The 18,981-nt window shown below is 70.8% G+C and carries 17 protein-coding genes and 1 tRNA gene; 14 read left to right on the top strand and 4 right to left on the bottom strand.

Going from position 1 to position 18,981, the window contains the following annotated elements:
* Positions 1–62: 62 nt before the first annotated feature.
* The gene (aceA, locus tag ACIGCK_RS02655) at positions 63–1,379 is read right to left on the bottom strand and encodes an isocitrate lyase (RefSeq protein WP_396663568.1); all 1,317 of its coding nucleotides are present in this window, start codon (positions 1,377–1,379) and stop codon (positions 63–65) included.
* Between the two features lie 145 nt (positions 1,380–1,524).
* On the opposite strand from aceA, the gene ACIGCK_RS02660 reads away from it, so the two are divergent.
* Positions 1,525–2,988: a helix-turn-helix domain-containing protein gene (locus ACIGCK_RS02660; RefSeq protein ID WP_396663570.1), complete on the top strand. Its 1,464-nt coding sequence runs from the start codon at positions 1,525–1,527 to the stop codon at positions 2,986–2,988.
* Between the two features lie 37 nt (positions 2,989–3,025).
* Here ACIGCK_RS02660 and ACIGCK_RS02665 read toward each other — a convergent pair whose 3' ends face one another.
* Complete coding sequence (locus tag ACIGCK_RS02665) at positions 3,026–4,561, bottom strand: PucR family transcriptional regulator (protein ID WP_396663572.1); 1,536 nt, start codon at positions 4,559–4,561, stop codon at positions 3,026–3,028.
* A gap of 90 nt (positions 4,562–4,651) precedes the next feature.
* On the opposite strand from ACIGCK_RS02665, the gene gabT reads away from it, so the two are divergent.
* The 12 genes from gabT (at position 4,652) to rplA (ending at position 16,051) form a co-directional block, all read left to right on the top strand.
* Positions 4,652–6,010, top strand: coding sequence for a 4-aminobutyrate--2-oxoglutarate transaminase (gene gabT, locus ACIGCK_RS02670; protein WP_396663573.1), 1,359 nt, complete (start codon positions 4,652–4,654; stop codon positions 6,008–6,010).
* A gap of 19 nt (positions 6,011–6,029) precedes the next feature.
* On the top strand, positions 6,030–7,388 hold the full coding sequence (locus ACIGCK_RS02675; protein WP_396663574.1) for a flavin monoamine oxidase family protein: 1,359 nt from the start codon (positions 6,030–6,032) through the stop codon (positions 7,386–7,388).
* Positions 7,385–8,269 carry a universal stress protein gene (locus tag ACIGCK_RS02680; RefSeq protein ID WP_396663576.1) on the top strand — a complete coding sequence of 295 codons (885 nt, stop codon included), beginning with the start codon at positions 7,385–7,387 and terminating at the stop codon, positions 8,267–8,269. The genes ACIGCK_RS02675 and ACIGCK_RS02680 overlap by 4 nt, the downstream gene beginning before the upstream one ends.
* Positions 8,266–9,831, top strand: coding sequence for an APC family permease (locus tag ACIGCK_RS02685; RefSeq protein WP_396663577.1), 1,566 nt, complete (start codon positions 8,266–8,268; stop codon positions 9,829–9,831). Before ACIGCK_RS02680 ends, ACIGCK_RS02685 begins: the two co-directional genes overlap by 4 nt.
* Positions 9,828–11,300, top strand: coding sequence for an NAD-dependent succinate-semialdehyde dehydrogenase (locus ACIGCK_RS02690; RefSeq protein WP_396663578.1), 1,473 nt, complete (start codon positions 9,828–9,830; stop codon positions 11,298–11,300). The genes ACIGCK_RS02685 and ACIGCK_RS02690 overlap by 4 nt, the downstream gene beginning before the upstream one ends.
* Before the next feature lie 23 nt (positions 11,301–11,323).
* A complete protein-coding gene (locus ACIGCK_RS02695) occupies positions 11,324–12,691 on the top strand; it encodes an NAD-dependent succinate-semialdehyde dehydrogenase (RefSeq protein WP_396663580.1) in 1,368 nt (455 codons plus the stop codon).
* 68 nt (positions 12,692–12,759) lie between these two features.
* On the top strand, positions 12,760–13,197 hold the full coding sequence (locus ACIGCK_RS02700) for a pyridoxamine 5'-phosphate oxidase family protein (protein ID WP_396663582.1): 438 nt from the start codon (positions 12,760–12,762) through the stop codon (positions 13,195–13,197).
* Between the two features lie 142 nt (positions 13,198–13,339).
* Positions 13,340–13,412 (top strand) — tRNA-Trp (locus ACIGCK_RS02705).
* Between the two features lie 48 nt (positions 13,413–13,460).
* Positions 13,461–13,742, top strand: coding sequence for a preprotein translocase subunit SecE (secE, locus tag ACIGCK_RS02710; RefSeq protein ID WP_330171967.1), 282 nt, complete (start codon positions 13,461–13,463; stop codon positions 13,740–13,742).
* Positions 13,743–13,816: 74 nt separating this feature from the next.
* A complete protein-coding gene (gene nusG / locus ACIGCK_RS02715; RefSeq protein WP_396663584.1) occupies positions 13,817–14,833 on the top strand; it encodes a transcription termination/antitermination protein NusG in 1,017 nt (338 codons plus the stop codon).
* A gap of 82 nt (positions 14,834–14,915) precedes the next feature.
* A complete protein-coding gene (rplK, locus tag ACIGCK_RS02720) occupies positions 14,916–15,347 on the top strand; it encodes a 50S ribosomal protein L11 (protein WP_396663586.1) in 432 nt (143 codons plus the stop codon).
* 14 nt (positions 15,348–15,361) lie between these two features.
* Positions 15,362–16,051 (top strand): 50S ribosomal protein L1, encoded by a 690-nt coding sequence (gene rplA / locus ACIGCK_RS02725; protein WP_330171262.1) that lies wholly within the window; start codon positions 15,362–15,364, stop codon positions 16,049–16,051.
* 190 nt (positions 16,052–16,241) lie between these two features.
* Here rplA and ACIGCK_RS02730 read toward each other — a convergent pair whose 3' ends face one another.
* On the bottom strand, positions 16,242–16,901 hold the full coding sequence (locus ACIGCK_RS02730) for a LysE/ArgO family amino acid transporter (protein WP_396663588.1): 660 nt from the start codon (positions 16,899–16,901) through the stop codon (positions 16,242–16,244).
* Positions 16,902–16,970: 69 nt separating this feature from the next.
* Between ACIGCK_RS02730 and ACIGCK_RS02735 the strand changes: the two genes are divergently transcribed.
* Positions 16,971–17,870 (top strand): LysR family transcriptional regulator ArgP, encoded by a 900-nt coding sequence (locus ACIGCK_RS02735; protein WP_396663590.1) that lies wholly within the window; start codon positions 16,971–16,973, stop codon positions 17,868–17,870.
* Here ACIGCK_RS02735 and ACIGCK_RS02740 read toward each other — a convergent pair.
* Entirely contained in the window at positions 17,857–18,879 is a 1,023-nt protein-coding gene (locus tag ACIGCK_RS02740; RefSeq protein ID WP_396663592.1) for an NADP-dependent oxidoreductase, read from the bottom strand. The genes ACIGCK_RS02735 and ACIGCK_RS02740 overlap by 14 nt on opposite strands.
* Between the last annotated feature and the right edge of the window lie 102 nt (positions 18,880–18,981).

Raw genomic sequence — 18,981 nt, forward strand, 5'->3', positions numbered from 1 at the left:
ATGGCGACCCGCGGGAGCGGCGAGGCGCCGCGGCGTCGTGCAGACGTCCTCGATGAGTCGGATCAGTGGAACTGCTGGGCCTCGGTGGATCCCACGAGGGCGAGGGTCGCGCTGTCGGGGTTGAGCGCGGTGGAGACGACGTCGAAGTAGCCGGTCCCGGCCTCCCGCTGATGCCTGGTCGCGGTGTATCCGCGCGCCTCGGCGGCGAACTCGGCCTCCTGCAGCTCGACATAGGCGCTCATGGCGCGCTCGGCGTAGCCCTGGGCCAGGTCGAACATGGAGTAGTTCAACGCGTGGAAGCCGGCGAGGGTGATGAACTGGAACTTGTAGCCGAGGTCGGCCAGCTCCTGCTGGAACGTCGCGATCTGCGCGTCGTCGAGGTGCCGCTTCCAGTTGAAGCTCGGCGAGCAGTTGTAGGCCAGCAGCTTCCCGGGGTACTCCGCGTGGATCGCCGCGGCGAAGGCGCGGGCGAGCTCGATGTCGGGCTCTCCCGTCTCGACCCAGATCAGGTCGGCATAGGGCGCGAACGCCAGACCGCGGCTGATCACGGCATCCAGCCCGGGGCGCACGCGGTAGAAGCCCTCGCTCGTGCGCTCGCCGGTGGTGAACTCCCGGTCGCGCGGGTCGACGTCGCTCGTGAGGAGGTCGGCCGCGAGCGCATCGGTGCGGGCGATGATGACGGTGGGCACTCCCGCGACGTCGGCGGCCAGGCGCGCGGCGTTGAGGGTGCGGATGTGCTGCTGCGTCGGCACGAGCACCTTGCCGCCCAGGTGACCGCACTTCTTCTCGCTCGCGAGCTGGTCCTCCCAGTGGATGCCGGCGGCTCCGGAGGCGATGAGCGACTGCGCCAGCTCGAAGGCGTTGAGCGGTCCGCCGAAGCCGGCCTCGGCATCCGCGACGATGGGCGCCATCCAGTCCTGCGTGACCGAACCCTCGGCGTGCTCGAGCTGGTCCTGCCGCAGCAGGGCGTTGTTGATGCGGCGCACGACCGCGGGCACCGAGTTGGCGGGGTACAGCGACTGGTCGGGGTAGGTCTGGCCGGCCAGGTTGCCGTCGGCGGCGACCTGCCATCCGCTCAGGTAGATGGCCTTCAGCCCGGCCCTGACCTGCTGCACGGCCTGCCCGCCCGTGTATGCCCCGAGTGCGCGGATGTAGTCCTCCGTGTGGAGCAGGTTCCAGAGGCTCTCGGCTCCCCGGCGGGCCAGGGTCGCATCCTCGCGGACGGTGCCGCGGATGCGGATGACGTCGTCGGCCGAGTAGGTGCGCGAGACCCCGTCCCACCGCGGGTCGGTGTCCCACTCCTGCTGCAGCTCGGCGGCGGTCTGGGTCTGGTCTCCGGCGCGCAGCGGCGGGTTTCCGGGGGTGGCCTGGATCGACATTCGAGCTCTCCTTCGTTGGATGCGGGGGCGGTGAGGCTCCGCGCAGGTGGTCGTGAAGCCACTATCTGTGAAGTCGCGGGGCGAGAATGAAGATTCGAGGGGAGAAGTTTGCGCATTCTTCTTCGTCCGTGACAGAATCCCCGCCATGGCGATCGCAGAAGTCACCGAAGACGAGGATGCCGAGGCCGACGCGCTCACGATCGGTCGCCGCATCCGGCAGCTGCGCACTGCGCGCGGGATGACCCTGGAGTCGCTCGCCGGCGCCGTCGAGCGGGCCCCGAGCCAGCTGTCCATGATCGAGACCGGCAAGCGTGAGCCGAAGCTCACGCTGCTGCGGGCGATCGCGAAGGCGCTCGGGGTCAGCATCGACGCGCTGCTGGAGGCGGAGCCCCTCGATGAGCGCGCGTCGCTCGAGATCGCCCTCGAGCGCGCGATGAAGGGGCAGACGTTCCAGGCCCTCGGCATCCCGTCGTTCCGGATCGGCAAGGCGGTCCCCGACGACATGCTGCGGGCGATGCTCGCCCTGCAGGGGGAGATCGATCGCCTCCGCGACGAGCGGGCCGCGACACCGGAGGAGGCCCGGCGCGCGAACGTCGATCTGCGGCACCTGATGCGCAGGCAGGACAACTACTTCGCCGAGCTCGAGGAGCAGGCGGGGCGGATCCTCGAGGCGGTGGGCCACCCCGGCGGCCCGTTGACGCAGCGCACGGCGTCCGACATCGCCGCGCACCTGGGATTCACGCTGCACTACGTCCCGGATCTCCCGCAGACGACCAGAAGCGTCGCCGACCTCCGCCACGGGCGCCTGTACCTGTCGAGCAGGATCGCGGCGAAGGCCGACCCGCGCACGGCGGTGCTCCAGGCGCTCTCGAGCAGGATCCTCGGCCACTCCGAGCCGCGCAGCTACGCCGAGTTCCTGCGACAGCGGGTGGAGACGAACTACCTCACGGGCGCCCTGCTGATCCCCGAGGCGCACGCCGTGCCGTTCCTGGCCGAGGCCAAGGCCGCCAAGGCCATCTCGATCGAGGACCTCCGCGACGCCTACTCCGTGTCGTACGAGACGGCCGCCCACCGGTTCACGAATCTCGCGAGCGTGCACCTGGGCATCCCCGTGCACTTCCTGAAGGTGCACGAGTCGGGCACGATCACGAAGGCCTACGAGAACGACGACGTGAACTTCCCGACCGACCGGCTGGGATCGATCGAGGGGCAGATGTGCTGCCGCCGGTGGACGAGCCGCGTCGTGTTCGACGTCGACGACCGGTTCAACCCGTACTACCAGTACACCGACACCGGCAACGGCACCTACTGGTGCACGGCCCGCGTCGAGCACTCCAGCGAGGGCGCGCACTCCGTGAGCGTCGGCGTGCGCTTCGATGACACCAAGTGGTTCCTCGGGCGCGACACGAACAACCGCGGGGTCTCGAAGCACTCGGTCGAGGTGTGCTGCCGGCGGGCGCCCGCCGAGCTCGAGGCGGAGTGGCGCGATCAGGCCTGGCCCAACGTCCGCACGCCCCGCACCCTGCTGGCCACGCTGCCCACCGGCGCGTTCCCCGGCGTGGACACCACCGAGGTGTACGAGTTCCTGCGGTCGCACGCGCCGGCCTGAGGGCCGCCCCGGGCGGGCGGCGGTGGGGCGGTCGCCGTCACTCGAGCGCGCGCAGGTCGTTCCAGAGCTCGGCGCGCGCGGTGAACGAGGCGAGGTCGACGCCGAGCAGGCGCGACGCGAGCGCGACGTGGGCGCGGAGGGTGTGACGATGGATGCCGAGGGCCGCCGCGCTCGCCTGGCCGCTCCCGTCGTTCTCGAGCCACGCGCGCAGCGTACCCACGAGGTCGGTGCCGGCAGCCTCGTCATGATGCAGCACCGGGGCGAGCCGCGCGCGTGCGACCTCGCGGGCCGCGGTCCGATCGACGAGCGAGAGGATGCCGCCGCTGACGGCGTCGCCGAACCGCGCGACGCCGGTGCCGCTCACCCGCGCCCGGGCGATGCGCGCCTGTCCGAGGCCCGCCGCGAAGCGCTCCCACGGCACCGGATCGGACAGCCCGACGCTCAGCTCGTGCTCGGCCGCGGCATCCGCGATCGCCTGCTGCGCGGCGGTGTCGGCGGCGCCGCACGTGATGACCAGGCCGTCCTCGATCCTCCCGAAGAGCAGGCTGGGCCCCCCGTCTGCGCCCGCCCCCTCGAGGGTTTCGCGCAGGGCATCGCGACGCACGGGGGTCGTGTCCGTGAGTGCGACGACGACCGGGGCCGGGGGAAGGCCGCCCCAGAGCCCGCGCGCCACCCGCCGCGCGCCCGGGACGTGCCCCGCGATGAGCAGATGCATGAGGCTCGAGCGCAGCTGCGCCCGTGCACGGGACAGGTCTCGGCCCTGTTCGAGGGCCAGGTCCGCCATGGCGATCACCGCGGTGACGACGCCGCGGGCCTCCTGATCGAGGTCGCCCTCCACCGCGACGACGCCCCGCAGCTCGCCGCTGCGCCCCAGGGTCTGCAGGGTGAAGCCGCGCTCGCCGACGCGCAGGGTGGATGACGCGCGCGCGCCGCGCCGGAGCACACGCCGTGCCTCTTCCGCCACGTCGGGGGGCGCGGCGTCGTCGCTGTCGCCGTGCGATCGGCGCAGCTGCCCGGCGGCGTCGAAGAGCCCGACCCATGCGCCGATCTGGTGCGACAGCTCGGCGAGCGTCGCCCCGAGCCCGTCGCTGCGGAAGGCGGCGAGGGCGATGGCGTGCTGGGCGGACAGCGACCAGCTGCGTCGCGCGTACGCCTGCGCGGCGATGGCCTCGGCGTTCGCCCGCGCGATCGCGATGAACGGCGTGCGGTAGGGCACCTCGAACAGGGGGAGTCCCGCACTCTCGCACGCGGCGGCGAGCCGTTCGGGGATGCCCGCGCGCACGACCTCGGTGCCGAATCCCAGCGCGACGACGCCGCGCGCGGTGAGGCGCGTCACATAGGCGGCGTATCCGTTGTCCTCCTCGAAGTCGGCGAACTGCGTGCCCGTCGTGAGGAGGGCGAGGCCCTCGGAGAGGAAGGGAGTGGGGTCGGCCAGGTCGGAGCTGTGCACCCAGCGGATGGGGCGATCGAGCGAGTCGGGCGCCAGCGCGCTCGCCGGGATGGCGAGGCGCAGCGTCAACTCCGCACGCGACAGCAGCGCGCGAAGTGTCGGGGTGGGAGCATCCGTGGCCATGTTTCAGGTGTACACCCTGTACAGGTGTGGCGCGATATTCATACAGGATGGCGGATGCCGCGCGCGGTCGGTCGCCCTACGCTCGCGCTCATGAGCATCACCGACGCCCCCGTCACGGCCCCTGTCGGGGGCCCCTCTCTGCCTCAGGAGCGCCGGCTCGTCACCGGCCTTCCCGGCCCTCGATCGCGGGCCGTCCTGGATCGCAAGGCCGCCGCCGTCGCCGCGGGCGTCGGGCACACGGTGCCGATCGCGGCCGTCGCTGCGGGCGGCGGGGTGGTCGTCGACGCCGACGGCAATTCGCTCATCGACTTGGGGTCGGGCATCGCGGTCACGACGGCCGGGAACGCCAACCCGCGCGTCGTGGCGGCGGTGACCGAACAGGTCGCGCGGTTCACCCACACCTGTTTCATGGTGTCGCCCTACGAGTCGTACGTCGCCGTGGCGGAAGCCCTCAACAGGCTCACGCCGGGAGACCATGAGAAGCGCTCCGCCCTGTTCAACTCCGGCGCGGAAGCGGTCGAGAACGCCGTGAAGATCGCCCGCAAGCACACGGGGCGCCAGGCCGTCGTCGCCTTCGACCACGCCTACCACGGGCGCACCAACCTCACGATGGCGCTCACGGCCAAGAACATGCCCTACAAGCACGGCTTCGGCCCGTTCGCGGGGGAGGTCTACCGCGCGCCGCTTTCCTACCCGTTCCACGACCGGCTCACCGGGCCCGCCGCCGCGGCCCGCGCGATCACGCAGATCGAGAAGCAGGTGGGCGCCGAGAACGTGGCGGCGGTCATCATCGAGCCGATCCAGGGGGAGGGCGGGTTCATCGTGCCCGCCGACGGCTTCCTGAATGCGCTCGTGGACTGGTGCCGCGACAACGGGGTCGTCTTCATCGCCGACGAGGTGCAGACGGGCTTCGCCCGGACCGGCCGGTGGTTCGCGAGCGAGCACTTCGGCATCGTCCCCGACCTCGTCGTCACGGCGAAGGGCATCGCCGACGGCCTTCCGCTGTCGGCCGTCACGGGCCGCGCCGAGATCATGGATGCCGCCCACACCGGCGGCCTGGGCGGCACATACGGGGGCAACCCGCTCGCGTGCGTGGCGGCGCTCGCCGCGATCGAGACCTACGAGGAGGACGGCCTGCTCGAGCGCGCCGCCGAGATCGGCGCGCTGCTGACCTCGAGGCTGACCGCGCTCCAGGAGCGCGACCCCCGCGTCGGCGATGTGCGCGGGCACGGCGCCATGATCGCGGCGGAGTTCGTGGATCCGGCGACCGGCGAGCCCGACGGCGCCCTCACGGCCCGGGTCGCACGCGCATGCATCGCGGAAGGGGTCATCGTCCTGACGTGCGGCACGGACGGCAACGTCATCCGCTTCCTTCCTCCCCTCACCATCTCCGACGCCCTGCTGAACGAGGGGCTCGACGTGCTCGAGTCCGCCCTCGCCGCCGCTTGAGACAAGGGAGCGCGAACGCATGAACGAGATCACCCGTGACGTCGTCGTCATCGGGGCGGGCGCGGCGGGCCTGACGGCCGCGAACGACCTGCGCAAGGCCGGCCTCTCCGTCGCCGTGCTCGAGGCGCGCGACCGCATCGGCGGACGGCTGTGGACCGACGAGATCGACGGCGCGCTCCTGGAGATCGGCGGCCAGTGGGTCTCGCCGGATCAGGACGCCCTCATCGACACGATCGCCGAGCTGGGACTGGAGACCTACAGCCGGTTCCGCGAGGGCGACAGCGTGTACATCGGACCCGACGGCGTCGCGCGCCGCTTCCGCGGGGAGATGTTCCCCGTCGCGCCCGCGACCGAGCGCGTGATCGCCGAGATCACCGAGCGACTCGATGCGATGGTGGCCGAGATCGACCCCGACCGCCCCTGGGCGCACGAGAAGGCGGCGGAATGGGACCGGATCTCGTGGGACGCGTGGCTGCGCGCCCAGACCGACGACGACGAGGCCGTCCGCAACCTCGCCTTCGCGACCGGCTCGGCGATGCTGACCAAGCCCACGCACACGTTCTCCCTGCTGCAGTCCCTGCTCATGGCGGCCTCCGCCGGCTCGTACTCGCACCTCGTCGACGCCGACTTCATCCTCGACAAGCGGGTCGTCGGCGGCCTGCAGCAGGTGCCGCTCCTGCTGGCCGAGCGGCTCGGCGCCGACGTCTTCACCGGTCAGCCCGTGCGCACGCTGCAGACGACGGATGCCGGGGTCACCGCCATCGCCGACGGGATGACCGTCCGCGCGCGCTTCGCGATCCTGGCCCTCGCGCCCACCCTCTACGCGCGGATCTCCTTCGAGCCCCCGCTGCCGCGCCTGCAGCACCAGATGCACCAGCACCTGTCGATGGGCTTCGTCATCAAGGTGCACGCTGTCTACGAGACGCCGTTCTGGCGCGAGAAGGGGCTCTCGGGCACGGCGTTCAGCCCCTACGAGCTCGCGCACGAGGCGTACGACAACACCAACCACGGGGATTCCCGGGGAACGCTCGTCGGCTTCGTCTCGGACCAGACCGCCGACGATCTCTTCCGTCTGAGCGCCGAGGAGCGCCGCGAGCGCATCCTGGAGTCGCTCTCGCACTACTACGGCCCCGAGGCGAAGGACCCCGTCGTGTACTACGAGAGCGATTGGGGGGCGGAGGAGTGGACGCGGGGCGCCTACGCCGCGAGCTTCGACCTCGGCGGCCTCTCCCGTTACGGCGCGGACCTGCGCACGCCCGTCGGCCCCATCCACTTCGCGTGCAGCGATCTGGCCGGCGCGGGCTACCAGCACGTCGACGGTGCGATCCGCATGGGCCGCGAGGCGGCCGCCCACATCATCGAGGAGGCCCGCGCATGAGCGCACCCGTATTCGTCGTCGGCTACACGGCCACCGACGCCGGCCACGACGCCGCGCGGCTCGCCTTCCGCCTCGCCCGCGCGGCGGAAGGGCGGGTCGAGCTGGTCATGGTGCTGCCCGAGGAGGGACGGGGCGCGGTCGTGCCGCCCGACGCGGGGTACGACGCCTTCGTGCGCGAACAGGCCGCCCAGTGGCTCGCCGAGGCCTCGGCGCGGATCTCTGCCGGCATCGAGCACGGCACGCACCTGCGCTACGCCGAGTCGTTCGCGCAGGGTCTCGTGGATGCCGCGACCGACCTGCACGCCGACTACATCGTGGTGGGAGCCGCCCGCGGCACCCGCGGCGGACGGTTCGGCCTCGGCGCGGTCGCCAACGAGCTCCTGCACTCCTCGACGGTGCCGGTCGTGCTCGCGCCCGCGGGGGCCGCCGAGGTCGACGCCGCCGTCAGCCGCATCACGGCTGCGGTGGGCACGAAGCCCGGCGCCGACGCGCTGCTCGACGAGGCGGTGGCGCTGGCCGCCGCCACGGGGGCGCCCCTGCGCCTCGTCTCCCTCGTCGCGGTCGACATGCCCTCGGGCGTCGACACCGGCGTGATCCGGCTGGCGGGCACGGCGCACGCCGACCGCGTGCTGCAGCAGGCACGGGCGGAGCTTCCCGAGGGGGTGGATGCCACGGCATCCGTCGCCGCGGGCGAGAGCATCGAGGAGGCCGTCGCGAACCTCGACTGGGAGCCCGGCGAGATCGTGATGGTCGGCTCGAGCCGCCTCGCCCAGCCCCGGCGCCTGTTCCTCGGCTCGACGGCGGCGAAAATGCTGCGTGAGCTGCCCGTCCCGATGATCGTGGTCCCGCGCACCCGCACCCCCGAAGGAGCACACCGATGAGCACCACCGACAAGACGCCCCTGACGGGCGACCCGATCACCGGCGGGCTGTCGAAGAAGGGGCTGAGCGCCGGCGCCGTCGGACTCATCGGCGCGGTCGTCATCGGCATCTCGTGCATCGCCCCCGCCTACACCCTCACCGCGGCCCTCGGTCCGACGGTGTCGGAGGTGGGCTTCCAGGTGCCCGCCATCATCCTCATCGGCTTCATCCCGATGCTGCTCGTGGCGTTCGGGTATCGCGAGCTCAACCGGCAGATGCCCGACTCGGGCACCTCCTTCACCTGGGCATCGCGGGCCTTCGGGCCGTGGGTCGGGTGGATGGCCGGGTGGGGCCTGATCGCCGCGACGATCCTCGTGCTGTCGAACCTCGCGGGGATCGCCGTCGAGTTCTTCTTCCTGCTCATCGACCAGATCGCGCAGGCGGGAGGCTCCATCGCCGACCTCGCCTTCAACCCGGTCATCAACGTCGTGGTGTGCCTGCTGTTCATGCTGGGCGCGACGACGATCTCGTACCGCGACATGCAGACGACGCAGAAGTTGCAGTACTTCCTCGTGGGTTTCCAGGTGCTGGTGCTCGTGATCTTCGCGATCGCCGCCTTCGTGCACGTCGCGCAGGGCAACGCGTTCGACGCATCGCCGCCGAACCTCTCGTGGTTCGACCCGTTCGCCGTCGGCTCCTTCACCGCCGTCGTTGCGGGTCTGTCGCTGTCGATCTTCATCTTCTGGGGGTGGGATGTCACCCTCACGATGAACGAGGAGACGAAGGACCCGGAGAAGACCCCGGGCCGCGCCGCCACCCTCACCGTCATCACGATCGTCGTGCTGTACCTGCTCATCTCCATCTCGTTGCTCGCCTTCGCCGGGATCGGCGCGGGCGAGCTGGGCCTGGGCAACGAGGACATCCAGGCGAACGTGTTCTTCTTCCTCAGCGGCCCGATCCTCGGCCCGCTCGCGTTCCTCGTCTCGCTCGCGGTGCTCACGAGCTCCGTCTCGTCGCTGCAGTCGACGTTCGTCTCCCCGGCCCGCACGCTCCTGGCGATGGGACACTACGGAGCGCTGCCGAAGAGGTTCGCCGCGGTCAGCCCGCGCTTCTTCACGCCCGGCTACGCCACGATCGTCTCGGCCGTCATCGCGTCGGTCTTCTACGCGGTCATGCGGTTCGTCAACGAGAACGTGCTGTGGGACACGATCACGACGCTCGGCCTCATGATCTGCTTCTACTACGGCATCACGGCGTTCGCGTGCGTCTGGTACTTCCGCAAGCAGTGGTTCGACTCGACGCGCAGCGTCTTCTTCACGCTGCTCTTCCCGCTCGTGGGCGGGATCATCCTCGTCGCGCTGTTCGGCATCACCCTCGTCGAGAGCATGGACCCCGACTACGGCAGCGGCACGGAGTGGTTCGGCCTCGGCAGCGTCTTCGTGCTCGGTGTCGCCATCATCGGTCTCGGATTCGTGATCATGGTGATCCAGCGCTTCCGCAGTCCCGCCTTCTTCCGGGGCGAGACCCTGTCCCTCGATGCACCGATCAGCGCACGACGCGCACGCAAGGAGTCGATCCGATGATTTCCACCTCCCAGGCCGAAGCCGACCTGCTCGCCTCCGTCCCCTCGGGCCTGTTCATCGGAGGGGAATGGGTGGATGCCGCGGGCGGTCGCACGTTCGATGTCCGCGATCCCTCGACGAACGCCGTCGTGAAGACGATCGCCGACGCCGGTCCGGAGGACGGGATCCGCGCGCTCGATGCGGCGGTCGCGGCGCAGGAGGCGTGGGCGGCGACCGCGCCGCGCACGCGCAGCGACCTGCTCCGCCGCGCGTTCGACCTCGTCCGGGAGCGGGCCGACGACCTGGCTCTGCTGATGACGCTGGAGATGGGCAAGCCGCTCGCCGAGGCGCGGGGGGAGGTGACGTACGGGGGCGAGTTCCTGCGCTGGTTCAGCGAGGAGGCCGTCCGGATCAACGGCCGGTACGGACTCAATCCGGAGGGGACGGGCCGGATGGTCGTCTCGCAGCGGCCGGTCGGCCCCTCCTTCTTCATCACGCCGTGGAACTTCCCGCTCGCGATGGCGACGCGCAAGATCGCTCCCGCGCTCGCGGCCGGATGCACCGTGGTGATCAAGCCCGCGGAGCTGACGCCGCTGACGACGCTGCTGTTCGCGTCGATCCTGCAGGAGGCGGGGCTTCCCGCCGGCGTCGTCAACGTCATCACGACGACCGCGTCGGGGGACGTCTCGGCTCCGATCATCGCCGACCCGCGGCTGCGCAAGATGTCGTTCACGGGCTCGACCCCCGTGGGGCGCAAGCTGATCGCGCAGGCGGCCGAGGGCGTGCTGCGGGTGTCGATGGAGCTCGGAGGCAACGCGCCCTTCGTCGTCTTCGAGGACGCCGATCTCGACGAGGCCGTGGACGGGGCGATGGCGGCGAAGTTCCGCAACATCGGTCAGGCCTGCACCGCCGCCAACCGCTTCATCGTGCACGCGGACATCGCCGAGGCGTTCGCGGCGCGGGTCACGGAGCGCGTCGCGGCGATGCGCGTGGGCCGCGGTACCGAGGACGGGGTCCAGATCGGACCGCTCATCGACGAGAGGGCGGTGGTCAAGGCATCCGACCTCGTTGCCGACGCCGTCGACCGGGGCGCACGCGTGCTCACCGGCGGCGAGGCCATCGAGGGCGAGGGCACGTTCTTCGCCCCGACGGTCGTGTCGGACGTGGCGCCGGGGAGTGCGATCCTGCGGGAGGAGATCTTCGGGCCGGTGCTCGCGATCTCGACCTTCGAGACCGAGGAGGAGGCCGTCCGGCTCGCCAACGACACCGAATACGGGCTCGTCTCGTACGTCTTCACCCGGGATCTCGCCCGCGGCCACCGGATGATCGACCGTCTGGAGACGGGCATGATGGGCCTGAACGTCGGGGTCCTCTCCAACGCCGCGGCGCCCTTCGGGGGAGTGAAGCAGTCCGGGGTCGGCCGCGAGGGCGGCCTCGAAGGCATCCACGAGTACCTCTCGACCAAGTACACACTGATCCCCGTCGGCTGACGGCGATCGGGAACGGAGCGATCATGACCGACTACGCCGTCGTCAACCCGGCCACGGGGGAGACCCTGTCCACGTACCCGACGTTCACCGATGCGCAGGTCGAGGCGGCGGTCGGGGCCGCCGACGGGGCGTACCGCGGATGGGCGCGCGGGAGCGCCCCCGCCGAGCGCGCCGACCTGCTGCGACGGGTGGCCGAGCTGCACCGCGAGCGCCGCGACGACCTCGCCGCGATCATCGTGCGGGAGATGGGCAAGCCCCTCGCGGCGGCGGAGGGCGAGGTGGACTTCGCCGCCGACATCACGGAGTTCTACGCCGACAACATCGAGGCGATCACGGCCGACCAGCCGATCGACATCCTCGGGGAGGGGAGCGCGGTCATCCGCCGCTCGCCGCTCGGCGTGCTCCTGGGCATCATGCCCTGGAACTTCCCCTACTACCAGGTCGCCCGCTTCGCCGCACCGAACGTCGCCCTCGGCAACACGATCCTGCTCAAGCACGCCCCCCAGTGCCCCGAGTCGGCCGCGGCGATCGAGGCCATGTACCGGGATGCCGGATTCCCCGAGGGCGTGTACGTGAACCTCTACGTCACGAACGACCAGGCGGCGGCGATCATCGCCGACCCTCGCGTGCAGGGAGTGTCGGTGACCGGATCGGAGCGCGCGGGCTCGGCCGTGGCGGAGCAGGCCGGTCGCCACCTGAAGAAGGTCGCGCTCGAGCTCGGCGGGTCGGACCCGTTCATCCTGCTCGCCACCGACGATCTGGACGCGGCGGTGCGCGCCGCCGTCGATGCGCGCCTGGACAACAACGGGCAGTCGTGCAACGCGGCCAAGCGCTTCATCGTCGTCGACGGGCTCTACGACGCCTTCGTGGAGAAGTTCGCCGCGGCGATGGCCGCCTCGACGCTCGGCGACCCGTTCGCCGAGGACACCGTCCTCGGCCCCCTGTCGTCCCTCGCCGCCGCGGAGCGCCTCGACGAGCAGGTGCAGAGGGCCCTCGCGCAGGGGGCGGAGCTCGTGACCGGCGGCACCCGCGACGGGGCCTTCTATCCGGCGACGGTGCTCACGGGGGTGACCCCGGAGATGGATGCCTACCGGGAGGAGTTCTTCGGGCCCGTCGGGGTCGTCTACCGCGTCTCGGGCGAGGAGGAGGCCCTCGAGGTCGCCAACGGCACGCCCTTCGGGCTGGGATCGTACGTCTTCACGACCGACGAGGCGCAGGCCCAGCGCATGGCCGACCGGCTCGAGGCGGGGATGGTCTACGTCAACCTCGTCCTGGCCGACTCGCCGGAGCTGCCCTTCGGCGGCGTCAAGCGCAGCGGCACGTCGCGCGAGATGGGTCTGCTCGCGGCCGACGAGTTCGTCAACAAGAAGCTCGTGCGCGTCGGTCCGTAGTTTTTGCACGGCGCCGGGCGTAGCGGAGCCGCGGCATCCGCGCCACCATAGGGAGAGGAGGTCCGCCCATGGACGAGACGCAGGATGCCGTCGCCCGGCTCAACGACAAGGAGTGCTGGGAGCGGCTGCGCACGCAGCAGCTGGGCAGGCTCGTCACGAACGTCGGCGACGTGCTCGACATCTTCCCCGTCAACTACGTCGCGGACGCCGGGGCGCTGTACTTCCGCACGGCGGAGGGGAGCAAGCTCTTCGAGCTGACCGTCAACGACGAGGTGCTCTTCGAAGTCGACGACCATACCGACTCGGATGCCTGGAGCGTCGTCGTGCGAGGGTGGGCGAAGCGGCTCGACACCGCCGACGAGGTGGAGGCGGCCGGCGGCCTCGGGCTGCACCCGTGGGTCCCGACGCTGAAGTACAACTACGTGCGGATCACCCCCCACACCCTCACCGGGCGCGCCTTCGCGTTCGGGCCCGAGCCCGACCGCTACGGCATCGCCGAATACTGAGAGCGGTTCGCGACCGCGACGGGGCATGCCGTACACTGGAGCGTGCAGTGGAAAACTGCATTCTTTCGCCGTGCCCGGCGTTCGGGTCGATCCCTACTCCGTACGGCGGACGAGTGCGGGTCCGCGAGGTCGCAAGACCTCTAGGGCGGTAGCTCAATTGGCAGAGCAGCGGTCTCCAAAACCGCAGGTTGCAGGTTCGATTCCTGTCCGCCCTGCGCGTCAGCGTCGAGCTGACACACGAAAGGTATATCCAGGTGAGTGCAGTGGCCCAAGACGAGCCGAACGGCGAGATCGTCGCGGCGGGCGGGAAGTCGGCGGGCGGAAAGCGCCCGAACATCTTCTCGCGCATCGCGTTGTTCATCCGCCAGGTGTTCGCCGAGCTGCGAAAGGTCGTCACACCCACCCGTCAGGAGCTGCTGAAGTTCACGGCGGTCGTGCTCGCGTTCGTCGTGATCATGATGGCGGTGGTCTACGGACTCGACTTCGTCTTCTCCTGGATGGCCTCGGTCGTGTTCGGCGCCCCCGGCCAGCTGGTGGGCTCCTGAGACCTGGGTGCGACGCGCCCGATGAGACAGCGCGGTGGGCCGGTTGAACGGCGCCGCACGACGGAAGTGATCCTGTGACCGACAGACATCTCGACGACGCCGACTGGGCGACTGCCGCTGAGCAGTCCAGCGAGGACGACGAAGCCCAGGAAGGCTCGATCCTCGCCGACCAGGAGCGCTCGGTCGAGCCGGCCGAGCACGTCGCCCTCCACGTGGTCGACGAGGACGCCGAGCCCGAGAACGTCTCCGACGAGGATGACGTGGAAGTCAGCGACCCGGAGGCCGACGCGATCGTGAACGACGCTCTGAACATCGATGAGGCCGCCGAGGCCGAGGCCGCGGCCGAGGTCCTCACCGACGATCTGGCCGACGAGGCGGCCGAGCGCGACGCGGAGGCCGCCGACGAGGTGGCGCCCTACGACGGCCCCGAGCCCGAGGGCGACGTCGTCGCCGATGAGGAGCCCGAAGAGGTCGACCCGTACGAGGCGTTCCGCGCCGACCTGCGCGTCCTGCCGGGCAAGTGGTACGTCATCCACTCCTACGCCGGCTTCGAGCGCAAGGTGAAGGCCAACATCGAGCAGCGCAAGTCGACGCTCGAGGTCGAGGACGACATCTACCAGATCGAGGTCCCGATGGAGGACGTCGTCGAGATCAAGAACGGCCAGCGCAAGATGGTCACGCGCGTGCGCATCCCGGGTTACGTGCTCGTGCGCATGGATCTCAACGAGGACACCTGGTCGGTCGTGCGTCACACGCCGGGTGTCACCGGCTTCGTGGGCAACGCGCACAACCCCACGCCGCTGCGGTTCGAGGAGGCCTTCAACATGCTGAAGTCCCTCGTCGAGGTGAAGGACGTGCCCGCCGCCAAGTCGGGTGCCGCGAAGGGCTCGCCGACGCAGGCGCGCTCGATCCCGGCCGAGGTCGACTTCGAGGTCGGCGAGACGATCACGATCAAGGAGGGTTCGTTCGCGGGCCTTCCCGGCACGATCAGCGAGATCAAGCCCGAGAGCGGCAAGCTCACGGTCCTCGTCTCGCTGTTCGAACGAGAGACTCCGGTGGAACTGAGCTTCGATCAGGTGACGAAGCTCTAGTGCGCCGGTACCGCTGCCCGGAAAGGCCGGGTTCGCGGGAGACGCGGATGCCGCGGCATCCGTTTCGACGAAAGGAAAACACATGGCACCCAAGAAGAAGGTGACCGGCCTGATCAAGCTCCAGATCAAGGCCGGAGCCGCCAACCCGGCGCCGCCGATCGGGCCCGCGCTCGGTCAGCACGGCGTCAACATCATGGAGTTCTGCAAGGCGTACAACGCGGCGACCGAGGCCCAGCGCGGCAACGTCATCCCCGTCGAGATCACCGTCTACGAGGACCGCAGCTTCACGTTCATCCTCAAGACGCCCCCGGCAGCCGAGCTGATCAAGAAGGCCGCCGGCGTCGCCAAGGGCTCGCAGACGCCGCACACGACCAAGGTGGGCAAGCTCACCAAGGACCAGGTGCGCGAGATCGCCCAGACCAAGCAGCCCGACCTGAACGCGAATGACATCGAGGCCGCCTCGAAGATCATCGCCGGCACCGCCCGTTCCATTGGCATCACGGTTGAGGACTGAGGGGGATAACGACCATGGCTACCAAGTCCAAGGCCTACCGGGCCGCCGCGGCGAAGATCGCCGCTGACACGTTCTACACGCCCACCGATGCCGTCGCCCTGGCGAAGGAGACCGGTTCGGCGAAGTTCGACTCGACCGTCGAGGTCGCGCTCAAGCTCGCCGTCGACCCCCGCAAGGCCGACCAGATGGTGCGCGGCACCGTCATCCTGCCCCACGGCACCGGCAAGACCGCCCGTGTGATCGTCTTCGCGACCGGCCCCGCGGCCGAAGCGGCGATCGCTGCGGGCGCCGACGAGGTCGGCGGCGCCGAGCTCATCGAGAAGGTCGCGGGCGGCTACACGTCGTTCGACGCAGCCGTCGCCACGCCCGAGCTGATGGGCCAGGTCGGTCGTCTCGGAAAGGTGCTGGGCCCCCGTGGCCTCATGCCGAACCCGAAGACCGGCACCGTGACCCCCAACCCGGCCAAGGCCGTCGAGGAGATCAAGGGCGGAAAGATCGAGTTCCGCGTCGACAAGCACGCCAACGTCCACTTCGTGGTCGGCAAGGCCTCGTTCTCGGCCGAGCAGCTCGACGAGAACCTGAAGGCCGCGCTCGATGAGATCGTGCGCCTCAAGCCCTCGAGCTCGAAGGGCCGCTACATCCAGAAGGGTGCCGTGTCGACCACGTTCGGCCCCGGCATCCCGCTGGACGTCAACGCGCTCTGACGCATCGTCACGACAGGAAGGCCCTCGCTCCGGCGGGGGCCTTCCTGCGTGCGGGCGGTTCGCGCGAACGCCACCGTCCCCTGTCACGAACCGCCCGGGCCGCGGGACGCCGGGAGCGGTTCGTGACAGGGGAGCGGGACGCCGCGAGCGGTTCGTGACAGGGGAGCAGGGGTCAGGGGCGCCGCGAGCGTCAGGCGGGCCAGACGAGGCTGACGCCCAGGGCCACCATGACGACGGCGATGACGGCGTCGAGCGCACGCCACGCTGCGGGCGAGCGCAGGAGCGGCGCCAGCAGGCGGGCGCCGTAGGCGAGAGCGGTGAACCACAGCACGCTGCCGGCCACGGCCCCGACGGCGAACCACCACCGGTCGTCGCCGTGGGTGTTCGCGATCGACCCCAGCAGGAACACGGTGTCGAGATAGACGTGCGGGTTCAGCCAGGTCAGCGCCACGCACGAGAGGATCGCCGCCCTGCGCGTCTGCGGCGCCGTCCGTGTCGTTGCTGCGGGCGCGCCCGCCTGCGCCGCGGGCCGATAGGAGCGCTCGACCTCGGCCACGCCGGCATCCTCGCCGCGCCAGGCGCGTCGCGCCGCGAGGATGCCGTAGCCCACGAGGAAGAGCGCTCCCGCCCACCGCACGGCCGTGATCAGCCACGGCAGCTGGGCGAGGACGAGACCGATGCCGGCGACGCCCGCGATGATCAGCGCGGAATCGCTGGACATGCACACGAGCGCCACCGCGAGGGTGTGCTGCCGGCGCAGGCCCTGCCGCAGCACGAAGAGGTTCTGCGCGCCGATCGCGATGATGAGGGAGAGGCCCAGGCCGAGACCTGCGAGCGCCGAGGTGATCACGATGCGACGATACGGCGATCGCCCACTTCAGTGAAGCTCAGGTTACTTCATGTGCATTAGCGTGGCTTCATGAAGATTGCGCCGGATCTCGCCGCCACGGTGCTCGCCGTCGTGGACGAGGGATCCTTCGAGTCCGCCGCGCGCCGGCTGCACGTCACCCCGTCCGCCGTGAGCCAGCGGATACGGGCGCTGGAGGATGCCCTGGGTGCCGTCCTGCTCGTGCGCGCGAAGCCGCCGCGACCCACCGAGGCGGGGGCGACGATCGTCCGGCTGGCCCGGCAGCAGGCGTTGCTCGAGCAGGAGGCGCTCACGGAGCTCGGCGTCGAGGACCTGCTCGGCCGGGTGCGCCTGTCGGTGGCGGTGAACGCGGACTCGCTCGCCACGTGGTTCCTGGATCCGCTCGCGCGGCTCGCCGAGCGTCTGCCCGTCATGTTCGAGGTGCACCGCGACGACCAGGACTTCACCGCACGGCTTCTCTCCGACGGCACGGCGGTGGCCGCCGTCACCGCCCAGAGCGCGCCGGTAGCGGGCTGTTCGGTCTCCGCACTGGGGGCGATGGTCTACGAGGCCTACGCGACGCCCGCGTTCGTCCGGCGCTGGTTCCCCTCCGGCGCGACCGTCGAGGCGCTCGCGGACGCGCCCGTCGTCGACTTCGACCGCCGGGACGACCTGCAGACGCGCTGGATCCGGGAGCGGGGCGCGTCCGTCGCCTCCCCGCCGCGACACTTCATCCCGGCGTCGGCGGATTTCGCGACGGCGGTGCGCTCGGGGATCGGGTGGGGGATGCTGCCGGACGATCAGGCGCGAGACGCCGTCGCTGCCGGAGCGCTGCTGCCGCTCGGGGGCCCCGGCATCCGCGTGCCCCTGTACTGGCAGCAGTGGAACCTGCATTCGACGCTGCTGGCGGCGGTGGCGGACGAGGTCTCCCGGGCGGCGCGTTCGGCCCTCGCCCCGATCAGTCGTCGCTGACGCGGAGCACGATCTTCCCGCGGGTGTGCCCCGCCTCCAGCGCCCGGTGGGCGGCGGCGGCGTCATCCAGGTCGAAGACCTCGTCGATGTAGACCGCGACGGCGCCGGAGGAGAGCAGGCGCCCGATGGTGGCGAGCGCGCCGCCGTCGGGAATCACCTTGTACGTGCTCGCCCGCACGCTCGCGGCCGCGGCGTCTTCCGCGAAGGTGGGCCAGCTTCCGGTGGGGACGTTGATGATGAGTCCTCCCGGTCGCAGGACGCTCAGCGACCGCGATCCGACGCGGCCCGCCGCGTCGCCGACCAGGTCGATGACGACATCGACGTCGCCGACGACGTCTTCGAAGCGGGTCGTCGTGTAGTCGATGACGACCGCCGCGCCGAGCTCGCGCTGCCAGGCGGCGTTGCGCCCGGAGGCGGTGGTGGTGACGTGCGCGCCGAAGTACGCGGCGAACTGCACCGCGAAGTGCCCCACCCCGCCGCTGCCGGCGTGGATGAGGATGCGCTGGCCCTCGTGGGCGTGGGCCGTCTCCACCACCAGGCCCCAGGCGGTGAGGGCCGCCAGGGGCACCCCCGCCGCCTCGACGTGGGAGAGGGCGCTCGGCATCTTCGCGACCGAGAGCGAGGATGCCACGACATACTCCGCGTACGTGCCCGGTGTGCGGGGGAACGCGGCCATGCCGAACACGGCGGTGCCCGGCTGGAGCGGGTGGGTCTCGTACGGCGCCTTGACGACGACGCCGCTGAAGTCGAAGCCGGGCACGGTCGGGCCGGCGCCGAGCGCTGCGGCGACGCCCCGGCCCGCGCGCGTCTTGACGTCGATCGGATTCACGCCCGCCGCCACGACGCGGATGAGCAGCTCGCTGATGACGGGGGAGGGGGTGGCGACCCGCCCCGGACGCAGAACCGAGGCATCGCCCGGCTGATCGAAGATCGCGGCCCGCATCGTCTCCGGAACGGGCGGTGAGCCCGGCTCGATCGTGGCCATGCCCTGCGGCGGGTGGGAACCCATCGCCTCCCCCTTACTGCGCGACGTCGCGCGTGCCGCACGTTGCTGATGTGACACCAGTAAAGCCCGTCATTGTCTCCGCGGTGTTACGCCGGTGCTACCGCA

It is taken from the genome of Microbacterium sp. NPDC078428 (genome assembly GCF_044542535.1).
GTDB classification, from domain to species: domain Bacteria; phylum Actinomycetota; class Actinomycetes; order Actinomycetales; family Microbacteriaceae; genus Microbacterium; species Microbacterium limosum.